20 protein-coding genes are annotated in these 26,158 nt (G+C 47.1%); 18 read left to right on the forward strand and 2 right to left on the reverse strand.

Annotation, left to right across the window (positions count from 1 at the left end; translation table 11 throughout):
- Window positions 1–633: an ABC transporter ATP-binding protein gene (locus H9Q76_RS02790; protein ID WP_021985770.1), complete on the forward strand. Its 633-nt coding sequence runs from the start codon at window positions 1–3 to the stop codon at window positions 631–633.
- A gap of 9 nt (window positions 634–642) precedes the next feature.
- On the opposite strand, the gene H9Q76_RS02795 is transcribed toward H9Q76_RS02790, so the two are convergent.
- Window positions 643–1,131 carry a DUF6512 family protein gene (locus H9Q76_RS02795; RefSeq protein ID WP_021985769.1) on the reverse strand — a complete coding sequence of 163 codons (489 nt, stop codon included), beginning with the start codon at window positions 1,129–1,131 and terminating at the stop codon, window positions 643–645.
- Window positions 1,132–1,308: 177 nt separating this feature from the next.
- On the opposite strand from H9Q76_RS02795, the gene H9Q76_RS02800 reads away from it, so the two are divergent.
- The 5 genes from H9Q76_RS02800 to H9Q76_RS02820 all read left to right on the forward strand — a co-directional run bounded on the left by H9Q76_RS02800 (window position 1,309) and on the right by H9Q76_RS02820 (window position 9,789).
- Window positions 1,309–2,007 carry a hypothetical protein gene (locus tag H9Q76_RS02800; protein ID WP_249321564.1) on the forward strand — a complete coding sequence of 233 codons (699 nt, stop codon included), beginning with the start codon at window positions 1,309–1,311 and terminating at the stop codon, window positions 2,005–2,007.
- A 169-nt stretch (window positions 2,008–2,176) separates the two neighbouring features.
- Window positions 2,177–2,623 (forward strand): D-aminoacyl-tRNA deacylase, encoded by a 447-nt coding sequence (gene dtd / locus H9Q76_RS02805; protein ID WP_021985767.1) that lies wholly within the window; start codon window positions 2,177–2,179, stop codon window positions 2,621–2,623.
- A 75-nt stretch (window positions 2,624–2,698) separates the two neighbouring features.
- Window positions 2,699–4,021, forward strand: coding sequence for an MATE family efflux transporter (locus tag H9Q76_RS02810; protein ID WP_249321565.1), 1,323 nt, complete (start codon window positions 2,699–2,701; stop codon window positions 4,019–4,021).
- Between the two features lie 404 nt (window positions 4,022–4,425).
- Window positions 4,426–6,807 (forward strand): cation-translocating P-type ATPase, encoded by a 2,382-nt coding sequence (locus H9Q76_RS02815; protein WP_249321567.1) that lies wholly within the window; start codon window positions 4,426–4,428, stop codon window positions 6,805–6,807.
- Window positions 6,808–6,936: 129 nt separating this feature from the next.
- The gene (locus H9Q76_RS02820; RefSeq protein WP_249321569.1) at window positions 6,937–9,789 is read left to right on the forward strand and encodes an N-acetylmuramoyl-L-alanine amidase; all 2,853 of its coding nucleotides are present in this window, start codon (window positions 6,937–6,939) and stop codon (window positions 9,787–9,789) included.
- Window positions 9,790–9,873: 84 nt separating this feature from the next.
- Here H9Q76_RS02820 and H9Q76_RS02825 read toward each other — a convergent pair whose 3' ends face one another.
- Window positions 9,874–10,473, reverse strand: a complete 600-nt coding sequence (locus tag H9Q76_RS02825; protein ID WP_227573313.1) for a cytidylate kinase-like family protein — start codon at window positions 10,471–10,473, stop codon at window positions 9,874–9,876.
- 158 nt (window positions 10,474–10,631) lie between these two features.
- On the opposite strand from H9Q76_RS02825, the gene H9Q76_RS02830 reads away from it, so the two are divergent.
- The 12 genes from H9Q76_RS02830 (at window position 10,632) to H9Q76_RS02885 (ending at window position 26,119) form a co-directional block, all read left to right on the forward strand.
- Complete coding sequence (locus H9Q76_RS02830; protein ID WP_249321571.1) at window positions 10,632–12,467, forward strand: OPT family oligopeptide transporter; 1,836 nt, start codon at window positions 10,632–10,634, stop codon at window positions 12,465–12,467.
- Window positions 12,468–12,548: 81 nt separating this feature from the next.
- Complete coding sequence (locus tag H9Q76_RS02835; RefSeq protein ID WP_117780764.1) at window positions 12,549–12,767, forward strand: cation transporter; 219 nt, start codon at window positions 12,549–12,551, stop codon at window positions 12,765–12,767.
- Between the two features lie 71 nt (window positions 12,768–12,838).
- Window positions 12,839–14,707 carry a heavy metal translocating P-type ATPase gene (locus tag H9Q76_RS02840; RefSeq protein ID WP_118671078.1) on the forward strand — a complete coding sequence of 623 codons (1,869 nt, stop codon included), beginning with the start codon at window positions 12,839–12,841 and terminating at the stop codon, window positions 14,705–14,707.
- A gap of 17 nt (window positions 14,708–14,724) precedes the next feature.
- Window positions 14,725–15,093, forward strand: a complete 369-nt coding sequence (locus tag H9Q76_RS02845) for an ArsR/SmtB family transcription factor (protein WP_021985759.1) — start codon at window positions 14,725–14,727, stop codon at window positions 15,091–15,093.
- 71 nt (window positions 15,094–15,164) lie between these two features.
- Window positions 15,165–15,410: a TM1266 family iron-only hydrogenase system putative regulator gene (locus tag H9Q76_RS02850; protein ID WP_021985758.1), complete on the forward strand. Its 246-nt coding sequence runs from the start codon at window positions 15,165–15,167 to the stop codon at window positions 15,408–15,410.
- Between the two features lie 33 nt (window positions 15,411–15,443).
- A complete protein-coding gene (locus tag H9Q76_RS02855) occupies window positions 15,444–16,460 on the forward strand; it encodes an ABC transporter substrate-binding protein (protein WP_249321572.1) in 1,017 nt (338 codons plus the stop codon).
- Between the two features lie 2 nt (window positions 16,461–16,462).
- Window positions 16,463–17,239 carry an ABC transporter permease gene (locus tag H9Q76_RS02860; protein WP_249321574.1) on the forward strand — a complete coding sequence of 259 codons (777 nt, stop codon included), beginning with the start codon at window positions 16,463–16,465 and terminating at the stop codon, window positions 17,237–17,239.
- On the forward strand, window positions 17,226–17,852 hold the full coding sequence (locus H9Q76_RS02865; RefSeq protein ID WP_249321576.1) for an ATP-binding cassette domain-containing protein: 627 nt from the start codon (window positions 17,226–17,228) through the stop codon (window positions 17,850–17,852). Before H9Q76_RS02860 ends, H9Q76_RS02865 begins: the two co-directional genes overlap by 14 nt.
- Before the next feature lie 171 nt (window positions 17,853–18,023).
- A complete protein-coding gene (locus tag H9Q76_RS02870; protein WP_118671080.1) occupies window positions 18,024–20,717 on the forward strand; it encodes a GH36-type glycosyl hydrolase domain-containing protein in 2,694 nt (897 codons plus the stop codon).
- Between the two features lie 13 nt (window positions 20,718–20,730).
- Window positions 20,731–21,132: a hypothetical protein gene (locus H9Q76_RS02875; RefSeq protein WP_117780769.1), complete on the forward strand. Its 402-nt coding sequence runs from the start codon at window positions 20,731–20,733 to the stop codon at window positions 21,130–21,132.
- A gap of 276 nt (window positions 21,133–21,408) precedes the next feature.
- Window positions 21,409–24,507, forward strand: coding sequence for a hypothetical protein (locus H9Q76_RS02880; RefSeq protein WP_249321578.1), 3,099 nt, complete (start codon window positions 21,409–21,411; stop codon window positions 24,505–24,507).
- Window positions 24,508–24,628: 121 nt separating this feature from the next.
- Window positions 24,629–26,119: a L,D-transpeptidase family protein gene (locus tag H9Q76_RS02885; protein ID WP_249321580.1), complete on the forward strand. Its 1,491-nt coding sequence runs from the start codon at window positions 24,629–24,631 to the stop codon at window positions 26,117–26,119.
- Window positions 26,120–26,158 lie beyond the last annotated feature (39 nt).

Genomic DNA, 26,158 nt, shown 5'->3' on the forward strand with positions numbered 1-26,158 from the left:
ATGATCGAGGTAAAGAATCTGGAAAAAAGTTTTGGTGAACAAAAGGTATTGAATGATGTTTCGCTTGTTTGCCCAAATGGTGAAATTACAGGAATTATAGGGCATAATGGATCAGGAAAAACAGTACTGTTTAAATGTATATGTGGATTATTATTTGAAGATAGCGGAGAGATTTTGATTGATGGAAAAAGATATAAATCTGGTGGCGAACTAATAAAAAATGCAGGGATAATTATTGAAAATCCGGCGTTTCTGGAAAGTGAAAGTGGGATTAATAATTTAAAATATTTGTTTGAAATTCGAAATAAAAAGAACATGGAATTGTTGCATGAAATAATGAGGATGGTAGGACTTGATCCGGAATCCAAAAAGAAGGTAAAAAACTTTTCTTTAGGAATGAAGCAACGTCTGGCAATTGCGCAGGCAATTATGGAAGACCCTGCTGTTTTGATATTGGATGAGCCTATGAATGGTTTGGATCGACAGGGGGTAGAAGAGATGCGTCAAATTTTCTGCAAAGAAAAGCAGAAAGGAAAGACAATTCTTTTGGCAAGCCATAACCGGGAAGATATTGAAGCATTATGTGATCATGTGTATGAAATGGAGGATGGACAAATAAAACAATTGAGATAGAAAAATTATTTACTGGAAGATGCCGAGCTGTGGCGGATATTCCGTAAAGGTGAAAAATGCCGCGGTTAAGAGGAGCAAAATCGCGGAAGAAAGGATGAGCTTTTCTGCCTTCCCATTTCGGTAGACATCATTTTCCACGAAGAGGGCGAAGATAACGCCTGCAAAATATAGTGCAATATTGATCCAGTCGTAGTTTGTTCCGAGGATACCATTCAGTGTATAGAAAACTGCGACAATAAAAATCATGCCGGACAAGATTCCGAGGGTACGCGCCCAGAGGTAATTGGCTGGCATTTTTTCATGGAAGAAGAACAGCTCGACCAGCGTGAGCAGAAGCATCGGGAAGAAGAGCAGCTTCAGATGCTCCCACGTGGATTCGTTGACCGCCGAGAACAGCCCGACAATGCGGTTGTCGTCCGACCATTCATAGGTGAAATGCAGCAGCACTCCGAGGATGGAGATGAAGAGAAAACGGATGGCGTTGGTTTTGAATTTCATGTTGGTTTGTCCTTTCTTGGGTTAGTTGGTTCGTGCAGATATGCATATAGTTTATGGATTTTTTGGAAATTTATACTATGTCCTGAGAAAGTATATGCGTGAATTGGGTGAATTTTTCCAAAATAGAGAATTTACTCCAACGGGAAGGTTGAGAGAAGCAAGCAGGATGGGGAGAAAGTGGAGGAACGGGAAAAACTCCCCAATCGGAAGCTGATAGGAAGAAAGCAGGATGGGGAGAAAGTGGAGGAATGGGAAAAACTCCCCAATCGGAAGCTGATAGGAAGCAAGCGGGTTGGGGAGAAAATCGAGGAACGGGAAAAACTCCCCAATCGGAAGCTGATAGGAAGCAAGCAGGATGGGGAGAAAGTGGAGGAATGGGAAAAACTCCCCAATCGGAAGCTGATAGGAAGCAAGCGGGTTGGGGAGAAAATCGAGGAACGGGAAAAACTCCCCAATCGGAAGCTGATAGGAAGCAAGCGGGTTGGGGAGAAAATCGAGGAACGGGAAAAACTCCCCAATCGGAAGCTGATAGGAAGCAAGCAGGTTGGGGAGAAAATCGAGGAACGGGAAAAACTCCCCAATCGGAAGCTGATAGGAAGCAAGCAGGTTGGGGAGAAAATCGAGGAACGGGAAAAACTCCCCAATCGGAAGCTGATAGGAAGCAAGCGGGTTGGGGAGAAAATCGAGGAACGGGAAAAACTCCCCAACCGGAAGCTGATAGGAAGCAAGCAGGATGGGGAGAAAGTGGAGGAACGGGAAAAACTCCCCAATCGGAAGCTGATAGGAAGCAAGCGGGTTGGGGAGAAAATCAGGGAAACAGGAAAATTCCCCAACTGGAAGACAGAGAGAAGAAAGTTGATTGGGGAGAAAATCTGAAAACAGAAAGATTCCCCCAATTTGGAGAATGGAGAGAGAAAAGATAGTTGAAACGGGGGAATTGCATATGTATAATAGGGATGCTTAGCAAGAAATAGAGACAGATAAGAATAATATAGAATATTTAACCTCTGTCGAAAAATAAAACAAGAATAATAGGAGAAAAATCATGCGAATTGTAATACAGCGTGTCAATCACGCATCCGTAAAAGTAGATGGAGAGACAATCGGAAGCATCGGCAAGGGATATCTGCTTCTGCTCGGTGTGGCACAGGGGGATACGAAGGAGATGGTTGACCGCTATGTGAAGAAGCTTTCAACCTTGCGGATCTTTGCAGATAAAGAGGGCAAGACGAACCTGTCAATTACCGATGTAGGAGGAGAAGTGCTGGTCGTATCCCAGTTCACATTATATGCGGATTGCAAGAAAGGAAACCGCCCAAGCTTTGTCAAGGCGGGTGCGCCGGACTTTGCAGAGGAGATGTATGAGTATTTCAAAGCAAAATGCGTGGAGACGTTCGGGAAAGTAGAATGCGGAAGCTTTGGTGCCGATATGAAGGTCGAGTTGGAGAACGATGGCCCATTTACAATCTTGTGGGACAGTGATATCTGGTGAGGCGATACCCGAGAGGGGCGATACCCGTGCGACATCCATATGAAATGATGTAATACCCGTGGAGGACAGGCAACAATGAAACAAGACAGCCAGATGTTTGGCACAGAGAAAATCAGTAAAATATTATGGAAGATGGCGCCGCCTGTGATGCTGGCGCAGTTGATACAGGCACTTTATAACATTGTGGACAGCTTCTTTGTCGGGCGGTATTCCGAGAGCGGACTGACCGCGCTGTCCATCATCTATCCGATCCAGCTTCTGATGATCGCATTTGCGGTTGGAACCGGTGTTGGTATCAATACGTGTATGGCGCATTACTTAGGCTTGTCCGAGGATGAAAAGGCGGACGAGATCGGTGGGATCGGCACGCCACTTACTTTGTTTATGTGGGCAGTATTCGCCGTGTTCTGTTATTTCTTCATGCCCGCATACGCGAAGATGTCGACGGATTCCGCAGAAGTAATCAAAGAGGTTGTGATGTATGGACGGATTGTATGCGTCTTTTCTTTTGGACTTTTTTTGGAGAGTATCTGGACGAAGATCCTGCAGGCAAACGGCAATATGAAGACGCCGATGATCGCACAGATTGCAGGTGCAGTTACAAACATCATACTCGATCCACTCTTGATTTTTGGTATGTTTGGATTGCCGAAGATGGGAATCGCAGGAGCTGCGACAGCAACCGTCGTTGGTCAGATCGTAGCGGCGCTGATTGTCATGCGCAGAGGATTCCGGAAGTCACCGGCGTTATCTGTATATCTGCCGGACATCCGCAAGATTTATAAGATGGGAATCCCGAACATCCTGATGCAGTCTGCGTACACGTTCTATATATTCGGACTTAATATGGTACTTGCAACCTTCTCCGATCAGGCGGTGACAGTACTTGGACTTTATTACAAATGGCAGGCGTTTTTCTTCATCCCGCTTGGGGCGATGCAGACCTGTATCGTGCCGATCTTAAGCTATAATTATGCAACGATGAAGATTGCCCGCTGCAAGAAGACGTTGTCATTGGCACTTATATATGGAGTATCCCTGATGATGATAGGTGTGCTTTGTTTTGAACTGATACCGGGACAGATGCTGCATGTATTCTCACATGATGCAGAAGTGATCCGTATTGGGAAGGTGGCGTTCCGTATCATTGCGGTGAGCTTTATTCCGCTTGTGACATCATTGACATTTCCGGTGTTCTTTCAGGCAGTTGGAAAAGCGTTTACAAGCAGTATGCTTACGGTGATAAGAACGGTATTTTTATTTGTGCCGCTCGGGTATGCATTCTCAAGAATCGGGCTAAACTTCTTCTGGCTGACGTTTCCGGTTACGGATATTATTACGACGATTGCCGGATTTTTGCTGTACCGCCGATTCCTAAGATTCACCAAAAGTTCATAGAATTTGCGTTGTTTCAGCAAATCTCCTGTGCTATCATATGTAATAATTTGGAAGATATAGAATTAAGGCATAAGAAGAGTTGAAAATACGAAAAAGTATATTGTAATCTGGTTCTGTATGTGTAATTCCTGCAACTATGTTTGGGATATGCATATGTTTGAGGCTTAGAAGTTCTTAATGTTCTGGATAATAACAGCAATGTTTGAACACGATGTTCAAACAAGCCGCCACTGAGCCATGGATGGCGAATTGGCGGCGGTTGCGTACGATGATAATATTGTATAACAGAACATTTAGAACTTCTTGGGCTCAATACATCGCATATGCAAACATAGTTGCAGGAATATACTATACAGAATCAGATTGCAGGATGCAGCAAGGGTATTTTCAAAAAGGAGAAGATTATGGGACTTACGCAGCAACAAGTACAGGAGCGGATCGATCAGGGCCTGACGAACGAGACCGACCTGTCTACCGATAAAACAACGAAGGAGATTATCATCTCCAACACATTCACATATTTTAACCTGATCTTTTTGATCATTACAGTCTTACTCTGTCTGGTCGGTTCTTTTCGGAACCTGACTTTCTTGCCGATTGTCATCGGCAATACACTGATTGGAATTATACAGGAGGTTCGCGCGAAGCGGACACTGGACAAGATGAATCTGCTGAATGCACCGCACGCGATCGTCGTGCGGGACGGCGTGAAGCAGAAGATTGAAACCGAACAGCTTGTACAGGATGATGAGATCATCTTGGAGGCGGGCAACCAGATCTGCGCAGATGCAGTCGTCGTGGAAGGAAGCGTGCAGGTCAATGAATCGCTGCTTACCGGAGAAGCGGACGAGGTAGAGAAAAATCCCGGCGACGAACTGTTCTCCGGAAGCTTTGTCGTATCCGGACAATGCCACGCCGAACTCACTCATGTCGGAAATGAATCCTACATCGCGAAGCTCTCACAGGAAGCAAAGACGATGGGAAGCGGCGAGCAGTCTGAGATGATCCGTTCAATCAACCAGATCGTCAAATGGGTTGGTATCGTTATCATCCCAATCGGACTTCTGTTGTTTTATCAGAGCCATTTTATCAACCATGAGACAATTCGCCGGAGTGTGACAGCGACGGTTGCGGCGATCATCGGTATGATTCCGGAGGGATTATATTTACTTACGACAATCGCACTGGCTCTCAGCACCATGAAGCTTGCCAGCCGGAAGGTGCTGCTGCATGATATGAAGAGTATCGAAGCACTTGCACGTGTCGATGTGCTGTGTGTGGATAAGACCGGTACGATCACCGAGCCGACGATGAATGTCAAGCAGATCATATGCAGTAAGAACGGGAAGAATCTGCTGCACACGCCGGAGGAATTGCAGGAATTACTTGTGGATTATACTCTTGCATCGAACGACAACAATGCGACGATGCAGGCACTCCGCACATTTGCAGAAAATGATGGTGCGACACCGCATCGGATGGTTGTGGAGCGCTATCCATTTTCCTCAACAACGAAATACGGTGCAATTGTATTTACAGAAGGAACTTATATATTAGGGGCGCCGGAATTTGTCCTGCGAGATGCATATGCGACGGTGGAAGAAGAGATTACAACTTTCACGAAGGATGGTGACCGCGTCCTGCTTTTTGCAAAATACGCAGGAACAGATTTAAAGCACGGACTTACAGAAGAGGTGATTCCGCTTGGATTTGTCATACTTGCGAACCCGATTCGTGAAAATGCAAAGCAGACATTCGAATATTTTAACAATCAGGGCGTGGCAATCAAGGTCATCTCCGGTGATAATCCGGGGACGGTTTCTGAAGTTGCGCTGCAGGCTGGAATCCTGGGTGCAGAGAATTACGTGGATGCGACCACGCTTGATACAGCGGCGAAGCTTAGGGATGCGGTGGAACAGTACACTGTCTTTGGACGTGTGACCCCAAAGCAGAAACAGAAGCTTGTGAAGGCATTGCAGATCAAAGGACATACGGTTGCGATGACAGGTGATGGTGTCAATGATATCTTGGCTATGAAGGATGCAGACTGTAGCGTGGCGATGGCATCGGGAAGTGAGGCAGCAGCGCAGGCAGCACAGGTTGTATTGCTGGATTCGGATTTTGCACATATGCCGGATGTTGTGTATGAAGGCAGGCGTGTCGTTAACAACGTACAGCGGTCAGCGAGTCTGTTCCTTGTAAAGAATATATTTTCTCTGTTGATGGCAGTATTCTCGATGGTTTTGATGATCACATATCCGCTCGAACCGGCGCAGGTATCCTTGATCAGTATGTTCACAATCGGCGCACCGGGATTCCTGCTTGCATTAGAGCCGAACAAGAACCGGATCGAAGGCAGGTTTATCACGAATGTGCTGCTTAAGGCACTGCCGGGCGGTCTGACCGATGTGATTGCAGTCGGAGCCCTTGTCATGCTTGGATCGGTATTCGGACTTCCGGATGCGAGTGTGGCGACAGCCGCAACACTGGTTTTGTCGGTTGTTGGATTTATGATCTTATTTAAGATCAGCGAGCCGCTCAATAAGATGAAGTACGGCGTGATCTTCCTGAATATATTCGGACTTGTATTCTCCGGAATCTTTCTGAAGAAGCTGTTTGCATTAAGTGATATGTCAAACCGGTGTATATTGTTGATGGTTGTGTTCGGATTCGCAGCGGAATCCTTATTCCGGTATCTGACTCTGATTGCGGAGAAGTTACGGGCACGTTACGAGAAAAAACAGAAGTATACCGGCTATAAACGGAAGAGAAAACTACGTCGATAGTGAAAATTACAGGAAATTTACAAGAAAATGACGAAAAAGGGATGCGTAATCATTGCTATCTGCCGAAAATGATATTATAATCGGAATGGTGTTTTTTGGATTATAGTAGAAAACGAAGGAGAGAGTAACATGATACGCTTCAAAAAGAGTAAGAAGATTCTTGCAGCCATTTTGACAGCGGGGATGCTGCTTGCGGGAAATGGAGTCCCGATTTGCGCAGCAGAACCAGTTTCGGTGGCACAGACAGAAGAACAGTTGAATTATCTGGTCGTCGGAAGTCCGGTTGTATGTACACCGGGAAGCCAGTTTGTTCTGGCGGATGTCGGAGATGGAACGGAGAAGCTTTCGGATGCGGTTTTGACTTACGTCAATGTGGAGACTGGTACTTCCTATGAAGTGACTGCGGATACCGTAGATGAGGGAAGCCTGCTGTTTAACATGGAGTTTGATGATACCCAGCCGAGCGGAGAATATGAAGTAACCACGATTGAGGTAGTTGCAGACGGAGAGAAACGAATCGTTCGTATGGTGGATACCGGAATTGACGCCAAATTTGGTATCAATACGGATGTTGATTCTGAGGCGGATGCCTATGTCGTGGATGAACAGGCAGAGCAGGATGCAGAGGAAGCCTGCGGCGAAGACGGAATTACCGTGCTGGATGCCGAAGGACAGGAGATGACTTTTGATTCTCTGACCGAAGCTTTACAGGAAGCCGATGACAGTGTTGCAGACAGCGGAATCGCAACACAGTCGACAGCCAACCCGAATCTGGTTGTTGTGCTTGATCCGGGACATGGTGGTTCTGATCCGGGTGCATGTAAATATGGCTTGAGAGAAGCGGATTTGACGTTGAAAATTGCGCAGTATTGCAAGTCAAAGCTGGAAGAGTATAGCCATGTTGAAGTATACATGACAAGAACTGCAGATACGGACAATAATCTTGCTAATCGCGTAGCGTATGCAAAGAAATTTAATCCAGATGTGTTTGTCAGCATTCATATCAATGCTGTTGGTGGACAACATGGCGGTGCCGAGGTGTATTATCCAAACGGCAATTACATACCGGGTATCGGAACAGAAGGAAAAGAACTGGCAGAAGTAATCCAGCAGAAGCTGGTAGCGCTTGGCCTATATAACAGAGGAATCAAGATCCGGAATACAGAGGACGGCAGCCAGTACCCAGATGGTTCACCATCGGATTACTTAGGCGTTATCAAGCGTTCTAAGGAAGCTGGTTTCCCGGCAGTTTTGATCGAGCATGCATTTATCGATAATTATGGCGATGTATATAACTTTTTGTCAAGAGAAGATAAAGTAAAGGAAATGGGGTATGCAGATGCAACCGCCATTGCAGAATATTATGGATTGTCCAAGAATGGGAATTACGGCTCTAAGGCGACAATCGCGGATACGATCCGTACAGCATATGACGGTGGTACGTCCGAAGCATTGACACCAATTATGACGACTCCGACGACATCAGTTGATCGTATGGTATCGTATTATAAGTCCAATGCAACGTTCCCGACTTACTATCAGGAGCATGATACAGAGATCAAAGCATCGTCCAATCCATTGCAGACATTTTGCCAGATCTTTTACGACGAGGCAGTTGCAGAGGGCGTAGATCCGGGTGTTGTATTTGCACAGGCAATGAAAGAAACTGGATTCTTGCGATTCGGCGGCGATGTAAAGATTGAGCAGTATAATTTCTGTGGACTGGGCGCAACCGGAGGCGGCGCTGCTGGACAGGCATTTGGTTCGGTACGTCTGGGAGTACGTGCACAGGTACAGCATCTGAAGGCATACGCTTCACAGGAAGATCTGAAAAATGCAGTGGTTGATCCGAGATTCCAGTATGTGACAAGAGGCTGTGCAACTTTTGTAGAGTACTTGGGTATTCAGGAAAACCCTTGGGGAAAGGGCTGGGCAACTGCATCAAATTATGGATATAGTATTGTAAATGATTATATGTACAAATTCTGTACGGTAAAAAAGACATCCAGTACAGCAAATTCGTTCCTGAATGTAGCGTATAGCACACATGTACAGAGTTATGGCTGGCAGGCAGATAAATTTAACGGTATGACAAGCGGAACGACCGGACTTGGCAAGCGCCTGGAGGCAATCAAGATTAAGGTCGGTGGCGAGTATGATTTGGGTGTTACCTATCAGACACATGTACAGACCTTAGGCTGGGGTAATTGGGTCGATGATGGAGCTTTAAGCGGAACAACTGGACAGGCCAAACGTCTGGAAGCAATCCGTATCAAATTAACAGGCAACGACGCAGACAAATTCGATGTGTATTATCGTGTACATGCACAGACCTTTGGCTGGCTTGGCTGGGCAAAGAATGGTGAAACGGCTGGTACGTCAGGATTTGCAAAGCGTCTGGAAGCAATCCAGATTTACGTAGTACCGAAGGGGATGACGCCATCTTCGGGAACCAGCGCTGTTTCTTATGTACAGTACGGAAAGGCTGCATCGAAGAGTGATCAGCCGGGCTTGATCAATTATGCAACGCATGTGCAGACCTATGGCAACCAGCAATTTGTATCAGACGGTTCCTTCTCTGGAACATATGGAGAAGCAAAGCGGCTGGAGGCAATCCGGATTCAGGTCAACAATGACGCACTTGGTGTAGATGGTGGTGTGACTTATCATACGCATGTGCAGAAATTGGGATGGCAGCCTTGGGTTAGCGATGGCGTAGTCAGCGGAACGACTGGACAGGCGAAGCGTCTGGAGGCAATCGAGATCAAACTGACTGGTGAACTTGCTGAGAAATATGATGTATACTACCGTGTACACGCACAGACTTTCGGCTGGTTGAACTGGGCGAAGAATGGGCAGACAGCTGGAACAGTTGGATATGCAAAGCGTCTGGAAGGAATTCAGATCGTGCTCGTACCAAAGGGAGGCAAAGCACCGAGTGCAACGCCTTTGAACGATGGCAGAGCATGTATTATTAAATAAAATAACAAATCAAAAAAGAGTCTTGCAGATTGCAAGGCTCTTTTTATGTGTAAACATATTCGTGTATTGTGCGGATGAAACAGATTACATGGCAGCCACTCTGGCGTCGATATAGCGAATCAGTTCTTCTGCTGAAGCTTTCAGACCAAGGCGGCTGGTATTGATGCAGACATCATAGTACCGGGAATCGCCCCATTTGCCAGAGGAGAAGGAATTGTGATACTGCTTCCGGCTTTTATCGTGGCGTTTCATTTTTGTGAGCGCCTCGTCTGCGGATACATGCTTGACTTCCATGATTCGCTTCTGCTTCACATCAGTGTCGCCGACAAGGAAGATGGAGATCAGTCCATCATTATCCTGTAAGATGTCCTCGGCACAACGACCGAGTACTACATAGGATTCTCCGCTTTCTGCCTTTTCCTTCAGGAAATTAAACTGCATTTCTGCAATAATCTTTTCTACGGAGTTTGACTGTCCGAGTACCGTTCTGGTGATAAAAGGATTTGCTGGCTTTTCGTCGTATTTCTTATAGACATCGTAAGAATTTCCAGTTTCCTTGGAAAGCTCGTCGAGAATATTTCTGTCATAAAGTGGAATATTGTAATGCTTGGCGATCATTTCTGCGATTACATGTCCGCCGCTTCCATACTCTCGTCCGATTGAAATAATGACCTGTTTGTTCATAAATATACGCTCCCTTCTGTCGTGAAATGTGTCTGCCATTCGCGCTTTTTTTATTTACAATTATACATAAGATGGACGGAAAAAGTCAATGTATGTATGCAGGAAAAATGGGAAAAACTGTATCTGTGAAGAAGTATAAAAACAGGGAGAAACAGACAATGAAAAAAACAACTGAATTTACACCGACAGCTTTTATTTTAGGAATTTTACTTGCCGTTGTATTTGGTGGTGCCAATGCCTATCTGGGGCTGCGTGTCGGTATGACGGTATCCGCATCCATTCCGGCAGCCGTGATCTCGATGGGGATTGTGCGGCTGTTGTTAAAGAGGGATTCGATTCTGGAAAATAACATGGTACAGACAATCGGCTCCGCCGGAGAATCGCTGGCGGCAGGTGCAATCTTTACGCTTCCGGCACTGTTTATGTGGGCTAAGGAGCATGGAACGGCGATGCCGCCTTTTTTTACGATCGCGATGCTTGCCATAAGCGGCGGTCTGCTTGGGGTGCTTTTCATGGTGCCGCTTCGCCACGCGCTGATCGTGGAAGAACATGACCGCCTGCCATACCCGGAGGGAACGGCATGTTCGAAGGTGCTGCTTGCTGGAGAAGAGGGTGGCGCGAAAGCAAAGAAGGTATTAAAAGGATTGCTCGCGGCAGCTGTCTATAAATTTTTAGCAGACGGATTGAAGCTGTTTCCAAGTGAAGTCGATTTTGAAAGCCGGAAGCTGCGTGGGGCAGGCTTTGGTATCGACGTGCTACCGGCATTGGTGGGTGTTGGATATATCTGCGGCGCGCGTGTGTCTTCGTATCTTTTGAGCGGGGCGGTACTTGGCTGGCTCGTGCTGATGCCGGCGTTCGTGCTGGTTGGTGGGGATAATATCTTGTTTCCAGCGACGAGAGCAATCGGCACTTTAACCACATGGGAATTGTGGGGGAACTATATCCGCTATATTGGAGCCGGAGCAGTTGCGGCAGGCGGAATTATCAGCCTTGTAAAGACGTTGCCATTGATCGTGACGACCTTCCGTAAGGCAGTGCGTGGCTATGGGAATACGGGAAGGGAACGGACAGAACGTGATATTCCGATGCGGTATGTGATCATTGGAATTGTGGCAATCCTGTTGTTCCTGTGTGTGATGCCACAGATCCGGCTGTCTGTGCCGATGGCACTTTTTATTGCCGTGTTTGGATTTTTCTTTGCAACCGTCAGTGCACGGATGGTTGGTCTTGTCGGTTCTTCGAACAATCCGGTATCTGGTATGGCAATCGCGACATTGCTGCTTGCATCCTTTGTGCTGAAATTAACTGGGCAGACCGGATTAAAAGGAATGACAGTTGCAATCTCAATGGGAACGGTCATCTGTATTGTCGCGGCAATGGCAGGGGATACGTCGCAGGATTTGAAAACTGGTTTTATCGTCGGGGCAACACCGTGGAAGCAGCAGGTTGGAGAGCTGATCGGGGCGGTTGTTTCCGGACTTGCAATCGGTGGTGTGCTGTATCTGTTGCAGGCAGCATGGAGCTTCGGCGATCCGGAGCTTCCGGCACCGCAGGCAACATTGATGAAGCTGGTTGTGGAAGGTGTGATGGGAGATTATCTGCCGTGGGGACTGATTCTGATCGGCGTATTTATCGCAGTTGCGGTTGAGATCGTTGGGATTCCGGTGCTTCCTTTTTCTATCGGATTGTATCTGCCGATTCATCTGTCAACAGCGATCATGGTTGGCGGTCTGTTGCGCGCGTTTTATGAAAGGAAAAAGAATGAGGCGTATGTGCAGGATGGAATCTTATTTTCTTCCGGACTGATCGCCGGAGAGGGATTGATCGGAATTCTGTTAGCGGTGACAGCTGTACTTGGTGTGAGTGCAAAATTTGATTTATCCGGGCGTGGAATCAGTCTGGGAGCGGCAGGAAGTCTGGCAGCATTTTTGATCCTGCTTGTCATAATGATCTGCGTGATAAAAAAACAGGAAAAAATGGAAATTGATAGTTGACATCTGAAAAAGGAATGCTATAATAAACAAAAACATATGAATAATTGTTCATATGATATCGAGAAAAAAGGAGATACGAAGATGAAGAAAACTTACAAAATTGATGTTGATTGTGCAAACTGTGCAAATAAGATGGAGGACGCTGCTAAGAATACAGCTGGAGTCAAGGACGCGACTGTAAACTTTATGGCACTCAAGATGATCGTAGAGTTTGAAGAAGGTGCAGATGCAAAGGCAGTTATGAAGGACGTTCTGAAGAACTGCAAGAAGGTAGAGGATGACTGCGAGATCTTCTTATAAGAGATCTGCACAGATGCAGCAGGTGTGCATAAGTAAGTAGAAGAAGCAGACAGAGATAGGAAGTGACGGCTATGACGAAGAAGCAGAAGAAGGTATTGGTTCGGATCATTATTGCAGCGGTATTGGTGATCGCTTTGCAGTTTATTTCGGTGAAAGGATACGTGCGGTTCGGACTGTATATGATTCCGTATCTGGTAATCGGATATGACATCCTGAAGAAGGCAGGAAAGGGAATTTTGAACCGGCAGATTTTCGATGAGAATTTCCTGATGGCAGTTGCCACCATCGGTGCGATCGCACTCGGTGATTACAAGGAAGGCACTGCGGTTATGCTCTTCTATCAGATTGGAGAGCTGTTCCAGAGCTACGCCGTTGGTAAGAGCCGCCGGAACATCAGTGATCTGATGGATATCCGCCCGGACTATGCAAATGTAGAGAAGGACGGAGAGCTTGAGCAGGTTGATCCGGATGAGATTGAGATCGGTACGGTTATCGTTGTACAGCCGGGTGAGAAGGTGCCAATCGATGGTGTTGTTGTCGAGGGAACATCGTCCTTAAATACAAGTGCACTGACGGGTGAGAGCGTACCGCGGGAAGTTAGCGTGGATGATGAGATCATCAGCGGATGTATCAACATGACCGGACTTTTGAAGATCCGTACGACGAAGGAATTCGGCGAGTCGACGGTATCGAAGATTTTGGAACTGGTAGAGAATGCAAGCTCCAGAAAATCACGTTCCGAGAACTTTATCTCGAAGTTTGCGAAGATCTATACACCGGCAGTCTGCTATGGTGCTCTGGCACTTGCCATCTTACCGCCGATCGTGCGGATGGCATTTATGGGGCTTGCACCGGAATGGGGCGACTGGGTATATCGTGCCCTGACATTCCTTGTAATCAGTTGTCCATGTGCACTGGTAATCAGTATTCCGCTTAGCTTCTTTGCAGGAATCGGTGGCGCGAGCCGGGAAGGTGTCCTTGTCAAAGGCTCAAGCTTCTTAGAGACATTGTCGCAGACGAAGATCGTCGTATTTGATAAGACCGGTACGATGACGAAGGGTGTATTTGAGGTAAATGGTATCCACCACAGTCCATATAAGGATGAGGAGCTGCTTGAGTATGCAGCCCTTGCAGAGAGCTATTCCACCCATCCAATCAGCAAGAGCTTACAGCGTGCGTATGGCAAGCCGATCGATAAGAACCGCGTCAGTGACGTGGAGGAGATCGGTGGTCATGGTCTGACAGCAAAGGTGGACGGAAAGGTTGTTGCAGCTGGAAATGCAAAGCTTATGAAGAAGCTCGGTATCGAGTATCACGACTGCAGCCATGTTGGAACGATCGTACATGTAGCGATTGATGGCAAATACGCCGGTCATATCCTGATCTCCGATGTGATCAAGGAGCATGCGGCAGAGGCAATCGCCGCACTGAAGAAATCCGGTATTGAGAAGACCGTTATGTTGACCGGTGATGCCAAGAATGTGGCAGATCATGTAGCCGCACAGCTTGGAATCGATGAGGTATGCAGTGAACTGCTTCCGGGCGATAAGGTAGAAAAGGTCGAAGAACTCTTGACGAAAAAGTCGGAAAAGGATAAACTTGCATTTGTGGGTGATGGAATCAACGACGCACCAGTTCTCTCACGTGCCGATATCGGTATTGCGATGGGCGCGCTTGGTTCCGACGCAGCAATCGAAGCTGCCGACATCGTATTGATGGACGACGATCCACTGAAGATCTCGAAGGCGATCCGGATCTCAAGAAAATGTATCCGTATCGTATATGAGAATATTTATTTCGCGATTGGTATTAAAGTAATCTGTCTGGTACTCGGCGCACTTGGTATTGCAAATATGTGGTTTGCCATTTTTGCAGATGTCGGAGTTATGATACTGGCAGTGTTAAATGCGATCCGTACATTGTTTGTAAAGAAACTTTAGTGTGAAATGAGGATACTATGGCACAGACACAGAAAATGATTGAATGTTGTGAGAGTCACGAGGTACACAAGGATCTGCTGAAGATTGTGAATGAGAAGCTGCCAAGTGAGACAGAATTGTATGATCTGGCAGAGCTCTTCAAGGTGTTCGGCGATTCGACGAGAATACGGATTTTGTTCGTATTATTCGAGGCAGAGGTGTGCGTGTGTGATCTGGCGGAAGCACTTGGCATGACACAGTCCGCAATCTCACATCAGCTTCGTATCTTGAAGCAGAATAAACTGGTAAAGAACCGGAGAGAAGGAAAATCCATTTTCTATTCTCTGGCGGATGAACATGTCCGCACAATTATCGCACAGGGTTGCGAGCATATTGAAGAAGATTAAAGTTGTTTCATTTCGTTCTGACGCACAAGGGTTCGTCCCGCGTGGAAAGGCGAGTAATAAAAGAGGGTACTATGGATAAGCGAATTTCCGTAATCAGTATTATCGTATATGAGAGAGATCAGGCGGCGAAGGTGAATGCGGTTCTGCATGAATATGCAGACTATATCATCGGCCGTATGGGACTTCCGTATGAGAAGAAGGGTGTTTCTATCATATCCGTCGTTATGGATGCGCCGATGTCGTGTACCAGTGCGCTTTCCGGCAAATTAGGGATGATCGATGGTGTGACTGCGAAATGCAACACAGCTAAGATCTAATACATATTTAACTAATTAAAGGAGAGCAAATCTATGAACGAGATGAGACGAAATGTAAAGAAGAGACCGGCAGTGAAGAAAGTATTTGCTTTGTTGCTGGCTCTTTCTATGTTCTGCGCACTTTTGGCAGGGTGTGGCAAGAAAGAGGAAACGGATAATGTGACAGTTCGTGTTGGAGCGATGTCTGGTCCGACCGCAATGGGCATGGTCAAGCTGATGAAGGATGCCGAAGATGGGACTGCAAAGGGCACATATGAGTTCGCAGATCTATCCACCGATCCATCTACATTTGTGGCACCGCTTACAAAGGGTGACATTGACATTGCAGCGGTTCCATCGAATCTGGCTTCTGTGATCTATAACAATACGAACGGTGGCGTGCAGATCCTTGCAGTTAACACACTGGGAGTCCTGAACATCGTGGAGCGTGGAGACAGCGTACAGAGCATTAAGGATCTGGCAGGCAAGAAACTGTATGCAACCGGACAGGGTGCAACACCAGAATACACACTGCGCCATATTTTGAAGCAAAATGGCATTGATCCGGATAGTGGTCTTACGATCCAGTGGTGTGCAGATACAACGGAAGCACTGTCTTATATTGCAAATGATTCTGAAGCGATCGCTATGTTACCACAGCCATTTGCGACAGCCGCAATGGGACAGGTTGACGGCTTGCGCGTTGCAATCGACTTAAATGATGCATGGACAGAGATCGAGGATTGTGATATCGTGACTGGTGTGGTTGTTGCCCGGACAGATTTCGTGAAGGAGCATCCACAGGCAGTTGAGACGTTCCTTTCAGAGTATGAGGCTTCCGTTGCTTATACAAATGACAATGCAGCCGATGCGGCAGAGCTGATCGCCGGATATGGTATCGTGGCGAAGGCGCCGCTCGCAGAGAAGGCGATTCCGAAATGCCATATCACATTCCTGAAGGGACAGGAAATGAAGGACAGTGTCAGCGGATATCTGCAGATTCTCTTTGACGAGAACCCACAGGCAGTTGGCGGTACACTCCCAGCCGATGATTTTTATTATGGATTGTAAATATGAACTATAAAGAAGTATTAAAGAAAGTGGGTGCAGCGTTGCTTGCACTCACTTTTTGGGAAATTGCAGCACTTCTCATCCACCAGCGGATCCTGCTTGTGACACCGGTTGCAGTTGCAAGACGGCTTTGCACGATCTGGCGGGTGGAGGGCTTTGCGCGTGCGATATGGTTCTCGTTCTACCATATTGCAGGCGGTTTTTTGCTTGGGTTGATTCTGGGCTGCATGCTTGCTTATCTGGCGGCGAAGCACCCGGTTGTAGAGACCTTGCTGTGGCCGTGGATGGCGACGATCAAAAGTGTGCCGGTGGCATCGTTCGTCGTGATCTGTCTGATCTGGCTGTCCGCCCGGAATCTGTCGGTATTCATATCGTTCCTGATCGTAATTCCGATCATATATCAGAATGTCTTAGAGGGACTACGTGCAGAAAACCGGGAGATGCAGGAGGTCGCAACAGTCTTTCAGCTGCCATGGCGCAAACGCTTCCGCTATATCGAGCTGCCGAAGCTTCGCCCGTTTCTTCTTTCTGCCTGCCGTGTGACAACCGGTATGGCATGGAAGGCAGGTATCGCCGCAGAGATCATCGGCGTGCCGAACGGTTCGATCGGCAAGATGCTTTATACAGCAAAAATATACCTTGATACCGACGACCTGCTTGCGTGGACGGTGATCATTGTGGTAATCAGCGTGGTGGCGGAGAAGGTATTTCTGGCAGGACTGTCGAGGCTGCTTAATCCGTGCTCACGTTTTATGGAGGATACGGATGCAGGATATTAGAATAAAAAATGTATCGAAAGCGTATGGTGATAAGCAGGTGTTAAACCATATCTCGAAAGAGTTCCCATCGGGAGAGACGACCGTGATCATGGGCGCGTCGGGCTGTGGCAAGACAACCCTGCTTCGGATTCTGTTAGGATTAGAAAAGGCGGACAGCGGCGAAGTAACTGGCATGCCAGAGCGGGTAGCTGTATTGTTTCAGGAAGACCGGTTGTGCGAGGATGTTTCAGCCTATGAGAATATTGCCCTTGTGCTGGAACGTAAGAAGACGCATGCACAAAGGGACGCGCAGAAGTGCAGGATAGAACAGGAGGCAGCACAGGTTGGTATCACGGCGGATGACTTAAAACAGAACGTCATGAAACTAAGTGGTGGCATGCGGCGGCGGATCGCCCTGCTCCGGGCATTGTTGTACGATGCGGACTGTGTGATCTTAGATGAACCATTTAAAGGATTGGATGCCACGACGAAGCAGATCGTGATGCAGTATGTGAAGGAGAAGACTGCAGGGAAGACAACATTTCTGGTGACACACGATGCTTCGGAGGCAGACTTTTTTGGCGGGAACAGATGGAACCTGCCAACCGAAAATAAAAATGCAAATGATGAGTAAAATTTTACTAAAAAAAGAGACGTAAATGATAGACGTCTCTTTTCTTATGTGGAAAAATACGATATAATTGTAATGTGCGTGATTGCGCGCATCTGGTTGTTTGCAGAGACTGTCAGACAACCTCTAAAACAATAAAATAATATAAGAATTTTAATAAAAAGGAGTGTTGAAATGAAGATTAATTATGTAGGAAATCAGGGCGACTTTACTATGGAGAATCCAGAGATGCTTAGTTATCTTTATTTTCCAATCGCAAATGAATCAGGGGTTATGAGTTCGGTTGCACCCGATCTCGCAGGCGACTCGAAGATGAGTCAGAATTCATTCCTTATGCCACCGGTGAGCTGTGAGAATCTGCACAATGACAAGTCATCCAGAAATGTATGGTGCAAGATCAATGGCAAGACACTCTGGTCATTGACTGGGCGTTCCGCTGCCCAGCAGGCAGAGCTTTTTACAGAGGACAAGGAACCAACCTATTTGGAGGCAGGCTTCATGCATCACAAGATCACACGTACATCTGAGAAGAACGGTGTGAAGGCAGCGCTTTCCAGCGTGTCACCAATCAGCGGTGAGAAGCTGGAGCTTCTGAAGGTAGAGCTTACAAATATTTCGGAGGAAGAAATGACAATGCAGGTCGTGACTGCGATTCCACTTTATGCAAGATCCGCAGATAACATCCGTGACCACCGTCACGTAACGGCTCTGCTTCATCGCATTACAACCAATGAGACAGGCATTCTTGTAAAGCCGACGATGACATTTGACGAGCGTGGACATAAGCGCAACGAGATCAACTATGGTGTGTTCGGTGGAAATGAGAACGAGACACCGATCGGCTATTATCCAATCGTAGAGGATTTCATTGGCGAGGGCGGTAATCTGGAGAACCCACGTGCACTTTATAAGAATCCACTTGCGCCATATGCAAAGGGCGAAGGCATCGACGGCTACGAAGCATTGGGCGGTGTTGTATTTGCAGAGAAGAAGGTGGCTGCCGGTGAGACAATCTCCTATGTGATCGCAATGGGTTATGGCGACAGCGCAGAAGAGCTTACAGCAGCTGCAAATAAGTTCCTGAGTGTCAAGGCGTTTGACAAGGCATGGGATGAGACAATCGCATACTGGCAGGAGAAGGTCAATGTCTCTTACCACACAGGCAACAAGGATTTCGACCAGTGGATGAAGTGGGTAAGCTTCCAGCCAATGCTGCGTCGGATCTATGGATGTTCGTTCCTTCCACATCATGATTATGGTAAGGGCGGCCGTGGATGGCGTGACCTGTGGCAGGATTGTCTGGCACTTCTTATCATGAATCCGGATGGCGTGCGTCAGATGCTGATCGACAACTTCGGTGGTGTGCGTCTCGATGGTACAAATGCAACAATCATTGGAAGCAAGCAGGGCGAATTTATCGCTGACCGTAATGGTATCGCGCGTGTATGGATGGATCACGGCGTATGGCCATATCTGACAACCGAGCTTTATATCAATCAGACAGGAGATTTGGATATCCTGTTAGAAGAAAATACATATTTCAAGGATCTTCTGATCTGTCGTGGCGAGGACCGCGATACAGACTGGGATATCTCACAGGGTGAAAAGCAGAAGGATGCAGCAGGAAATGTATACTCCGGAACATTGTTAGAGCATCTGCTGATTCAGAATCTGTCTTCCTTCTACGATGTCGGAGATCACAATGAGATCCGCCTGCGTGGTGCAGACTGGAACGATGCACTCGATATGGCAGCACAGCGTGGTGAGAGCGTGGCATTTACAACGATGTACGCAGACAATATGGATCACATCGCAGGACTGCTTGCAGCATTCGAGGCATCCGGCAAAAAGACCGTGAAGATCGCAAAGGAGATGCAGCAGCTTCTTGTATCCGGTGCAGATCTGTATGACGACGTAGCGAAGAAGCGTGAAGTACTGATGAATTACTGCGAGACATGCAGACATACATTATCCGGTGAGAAGGTAGAGATCTCTGTATCAGAGCTTGCTGCAAACCTCAAGGGGAAGGCAGACTGGATGCGTGAGCACATCCGCAAGACCGAGTGGGTACAGACTGCAGAGGGCGATGGCTTCTTCAACGGTTATTATGATAACTCCGGCAAGGCGGTTGAGGGCGATATCAATGGCGGTGTCCGTATGATGCTTACCTCACAGGTATTTACGATCATGTCGAAGACAGCAACCAACGAACAGGTGGCCCAGATCGTGAAATCCGCAGATAAGTATCTGTACGATGCTTCTGTTGGCGGTTACCGTTTGAACACCGATTTCCATGAGGTGAAGATGGATCTTGGACGTATGTTTGGATTCGCGTATGGCCACAAGGAAAATGGTGCCGTGTTCTGTCACATGGCAACGATGTTTGGAAATGCACTTTATCAAAGAGGCTTCGCGAAGGAAGCGTATAAAGTATTTAATACATTATTTGAGCACTGCAACGATGTCGAGAAGAGCCGCATCTATCCGGGTGTGCCGGAGTATGTGGATGCCAAGGGACGTGGCGTGTACCACTATCTGACCGGTGCTGCAAGCTGGCTGCTTGTAACGGTGATCACACAGATGTTTGGTGTGCGTGGACAGATGGGAGACCTGGCGTTTGTGCCACAGCTTCTGCCGGAGCAGTTTGATGCAAATGGGGAAGCAGGACTTTCGATGATCTTTGCAGACAGAAATGTCAAGATCGTTATGAAGAATGCAGAGAAGAAGGCGCCGGCTGATTACAAGGTGAGCGCAATCACAATCGATGGCGCAGCTTACGACTTTGCCGGAACACCAGTGATCAAGCGTGCAAATATCGAGGCACTTTCCAAGGATGCACAGCACACAATCGAAGTAACACTTGCTTAAGGAGGAACCAATTATGGAAGGAATTGAAATTATAGATTTTCAGCCGGAAGGCTACAAACCACTTGTGGATTACGAAAGCTGGAGAGTCGCAGTCTTAAAGTTCTGCGACGACCTGCTGATCGAGAATGTAAAGACAATGCAGAAGCATTTGTATACGGATGAGGTATTCGTACTGGTACAGGGACATTGCACATTGTTCCTTGCAGGTGAGGGTGACAAGCCGGGCAAGATTACAGCCGTACACATGGAGCCGCACAAGATCTACAACATCAAGAAGGGCACATGGCATAACCATATCATGGATACAGACGGCGAAGTCGTGATCGTAGAAAACCGCGACACTTGCGACGACAACTCCCCAATCCTGCCACTCGGCAAGAATCAGCTGGTAGAATTGGCAAACGCGGCAAAGTAATAACAAGCGTCTGAATACAAGGATAACAGATATTTATAAATAATACAGGATAATTGTGGGAACATGAATATCGAATAATGAATATTACAGTTTCTTAAGCAGACCATTGGAACACGCCAGCACTTAACGAGCTGTGTCTGAAGAATGAAGACACAGGGAGTTTAGTGTCTGCTGCGTGTGGAAGTGAGCGAGAGCGCGTCTGCGTAGAAATGTAATATTCATTATTCGTTGAAACACAGAACCACAATTATCCGTACGATTTAGAAAGGGAAAAATATGTTTGACAATAAGAACCGCTTTGTAATAGAAAACTACAACAAACAGTCCTGTTTCGCAAGCTTCCTCCCAGGCATCAGCGGTATCCACGGAACCCCGCTCTGGAACTTCTACGTTAACCGTGGACAGGCAATCTGCAGCTTCGGCTCAGAGAACAAAGATCATTCCATCATGGAATTTTATCCGGCACATCAGTCCTACCAGTTTACAAAGACGATGGGCTTCCGCACGTTCCTGAAGGTAGACGGAACATTCTACGAGCCGTTTGTGGACGACGATATGCCACACAAGATGTACATCGGTATGAACGAGCTGGAGATTGAAGAGACAAATGAAGCACTTGGCATCAAAGTAAACGTCTTGTATTACACAATGCCAAACGAGCGTCTCGGCGGTCTGGTTCGTACTGTGACGATCACGAATCTCGCTGGTGCGAAGAAGGACGTGGAAGTGTTAGATGGTATGCCAGCGCTGCTTCCGTATGGTATCGCATTAAAGGATATGAAGGAGACGGCACAGACGACAAAGGCTTGGATGCAGGTCGAGGATGTAAACGAGAAGCTCCCATATTACCGTGTGCGTATCGCACTTGCCGATGCGGCAGAAGTTTCCGAGGTAGAGGCAGGAAACTTCATGGTATCTGTCAATAAGAACGGCGAAAAACTTCCGATCATCGCAGATCCGGAGCTGATCTTTGATTACGATACAAGTCTGGCAAAGCCAGTGAAATTCTTTCAGACAGAGGTACTTGCACTTGCAGCAGAGCATCAGCTTTGCGCCAATCAGGTACCGGCAGGCTTTGCATGTTCACATGAGGAGATTACAGATAGCCACACGATCTACTCTGTATACGGACAGGCAGGTACGAAGGAGCTGTTCCATACATTTGCAAATGCGGGCTTGGATGCAGCATATTTTGCCAGAAAGCATGAAGAAAATGATGCGATCATCAATGAACTTGCAGACACGATTGCAACGACAACAGCAGATCCTGTCTTCGATGCGTACTGCAAGCAGACATACATTGATAACGTCCTGCGTGGCGGATATCCGGTGAAGCTTCCGGGCGGACATATCTTCTATGTATATTCCAGAAAGCACGGCGATGTGGAGCGTGATTACAATTTCTTCTCCATGCTTCCGGAATATTATTCACAGGGAAATGGAAACTTCCGTGATGTAAACCAGAACCGTCGAAGCGATATCTATTTTGCGAACTTCGTCGGCGATTACAATATCAAAGTATTTTACGATCTGCTGCAGTTGGATGGCTACAATCCATTGCAGGTAAAGCAGATTACATATTCATTAAAGCCGGAGACAGAAGCAGAAGTGCTCTCCTATGTAACTGAGAATGCGGATGTTCTGAAAAACTTGTTTGCAAAACCATTTACACCGGGTAAATTATATGCGCAGATCTACAACAAGAAGGTTGGACTTACCGTTGAGGAAGACAAGTTCTTCGCCGTAGTGATGGAACACAGCGTTGAGAATCTGAATGCAGATTTCGGTGAGGGCTACTGGAGTGACCACTGGACATACAATCTCGATCTTGTGGATGCATATCTGTCTGTCTATCCGGAGAAGGAAGAGACGATGCTCTTTGATGAGAAGGATTACACCTACTATGAGTCAAAGGCAACGGTTCTTCCACGTGTGAAGCGTTATGTCAAGACAGACAAGGGTGTCAGACAGTACAACTCGATCGACGAGGAGAAGAAGGCAGAGGTAACATTTGACAAGGCGCGTACAGCGTATGGAAAGGGTGACGTTTATACTTCAAATCTTGCAACGAAGCTTGTGCTGATGAGTACACTCAAGTTCGATGCACTCGATATGAAGGGCATCGGTGTCGAGATGGAAGGTGGAAAGCCGGGCTGGTATGACGCGTTAAATGGTCTGCCGGGATTATTCGGTTCTTCTGTCTGCGAGACATACGAATTACAGCGGATGTTATTGTTCCTGCGTGAGGAGCTTGCGAAGTTTGACCGTGCGGTAGACGTTCCTGCAGAGCTTGCCGAGCTGATTGAAAAGACAGATGCAGCACTTAAGAATTATACAAAGGGCGGTGACCGTCTGGCAGTATGGAATGCAGTGAATATCGCAAAGGAAGCATATCGTGAGAAGACCGCATTTGGCATTGATGGAAAAGAAGAGACGATTCCGGCTGCAACGCTTATTGCAACTCTTGACCGCATGATCGCATATGTAGAGGAAGGAATTGAACTTGGTTGTGCGATGAAAGATGGCATTGCACCGGCTTATATGGCATACAGCATGTCGGATTACACAGAAAAGGACGGCGTGATCACACCGGAGAATCTGCAGGTGGTTGATATCCCGTTGTTCTTAGAGGGACCGGTTCGTTACCTGAAGCTGCCACAGACACATGCGGCGAAGGAAGCACTTTATGAGAAGGTAAAGGCTTCAGATATGTATGACAAGAAGCTTGATATGTACAAGGTAAATGCACCACTTACAAAATGCTCTTACGAGATTGGACGTGCGCGTGCATTCTCCCCAGGCTGGCTGGAGAACGAATCCATCTGGCTGCATATGGAGTACAAATATTTACTGGAACTGTTGAAGTCCGGACTGTATGAAGAGTATTTCGCAGACTTAAAGAAGATGGGCGTTCCATTCCTGCCTTATGAGACATACGGCAGAAGTCCGCTCGAGAATTCATCCTTCTTAGTAAGCTCTGCAAACTTCAATGAGAAGATCCACGGAAAGGGCTTTGTCGCAAGACTGAGTGGTTCAACTGCAGAGTTCTTACAGATGTGGGAGCTTATGATGAACGGCGAGAAGTTATTTACAATGCAGAATGGTACACTTACATTTAAGCTTGCACCGGCAATCCCGGCATATCTTGTGAAGGATGACGGCAAGGTAGAGACAACGTTGTTTGGCAAGATCAAGGTTGTATATGACTGTGGCAGCAAGCGGGATCTAATTCCGGGACAGTATGCAGTTACAAAGTACGAACTTGTGGCGGCTGATGGAAGTATAGAGTCCTGTGAGGCAGCAACTGTATCCGGGGAAGCAGCACAGCGTATCCGTGATGGAAAGGTTGCAGAGATCCGTGTAACAATCCAGTAAAACAGAATGTAATAGAAAGTTCGTGACAAGAACAGGAAAATTATATATAATAAATGTCAATTATGTGATTTACAAAAATCAAGTGAAGGAGAAGCGGGCTTTCAAGGACGCGTACAGGATTATGAAAAAAATAGGAGCATTTTTATTATCGCTTGTGATGCTGCTCAGTGTGATCGTATTGCCAACGAATACCACACAGGCAGCGGAGGCGATGCCGACAGTATCATATAGTGTACATGCACAGAGTTACGGCTGGATGAATCCAGCTCAGAATGGTAAGACGGCAGGTACGACCGGGCAGGGGAAACGTCTCGAAGCAATTGCGATTTCTTTAAAACAGAATGGGACATCTTATGCAGGCGGACTTCGCTATCAGGCACATGTGCAAACTTATGGCTGGATGAACTGGGTGGATGCTGATACGAACGGAGCATCACCAAGAAGTCTTGCAGACAAAGGACAGTATACAGGAACGGTTGGAAAGTCAAAGCGTATGGAAGCAATCCGGATGGAACTGACGGGTGAACTTGCAAATCGCTATGAGGTATTATACCGTGTACATATGCAGACGTATGGCTGGAGCTCATGGACAAAAGGCGGCGATACAGCTGGCACAGTTGGACAGGGAAAACGTCTTGAAGCAATCGAAATCAAGCTGATCCAGAAACCATCGGTAACGCCGGCTGCCACAGTAAATTATCAGGTACATGCACAGTCTTATGGCTGGATGAATACAGTGCCAGGTGGAACAATCGCGGGTACTACTGGAAAGGGTAAACGTCTCGAAGCGATCAAGATTGATTTAAAGACACAGGGTGTAACAGGCGGTATCGTCTATAATACCCATGTGCAGTCCCTTGGCTGGACAAAGGATGTTTCGAACAACGGTGTGAGTGGTACGACAGGTCAGTCGAAGCGGATCGAGGCCATCTGCATGCATCTGACCGGCGATATCACGGCATATTACGATATTTATTATCGTGTCCATTGTCAGTCACTCGGCTGGCTTGACTGGGCGAAAAATGGACAGATGGCAGGTACAACCAATGGTGGAAAACGGATGGAGGCAATCCAGATCCAGCTCGTCAAAAAGGGCGGAAAGGCACCGGGGGCAACGGCGAAGCCGTATGTTTATATTGAACCACCAGCGATTACGAAGGATACATATGAGATTCGTGTAAACAAGCAGGAGAGCTGCATCACGATCTATAAGGATGGCGTGCCAATCAAGGCAATGACCTGTTCGCCGGGTGACGCCACTCCGGTTGGAACCTTCTATCTGGCTGGTAAATGGCGTTGGAATGCACTGATGGGTGGTGTACAGGGACAGTATTGTTCTCAGATACAGGGTGATTTCTTATTCCATTCGGTGTTATATAATAAGACGAATCCGCGCACACTGATTCCAAGCAGCTATAACAACCTCGGAAAACGTGTATCGCATGGATGCGTCCGGTTACAGGTTATTGACGCAAAGTGGATATTTGATAATTGTCCAAGAGGCACAAAGATTACGATCTATAATTCCAGTGATCCAGGACCACTCGGTAAGCCGGCATTGCAGAAGATACCGGGCAGCCAGACGTGGGACCCGACCGATCCAGCAATTTAAATAAAAAGCGGGGTGTCGCATCGGAACATAGTTTATGTC

The organism is Wujia chipingensis, assembly GCF_014337155.1.
GTDB classification, from domain to species: Bacteria; Bacillota; Clostridia; order Lachnospirales; family Lachnospiraceae; genus Coprococcus_C; species Coprococcus_C hominis.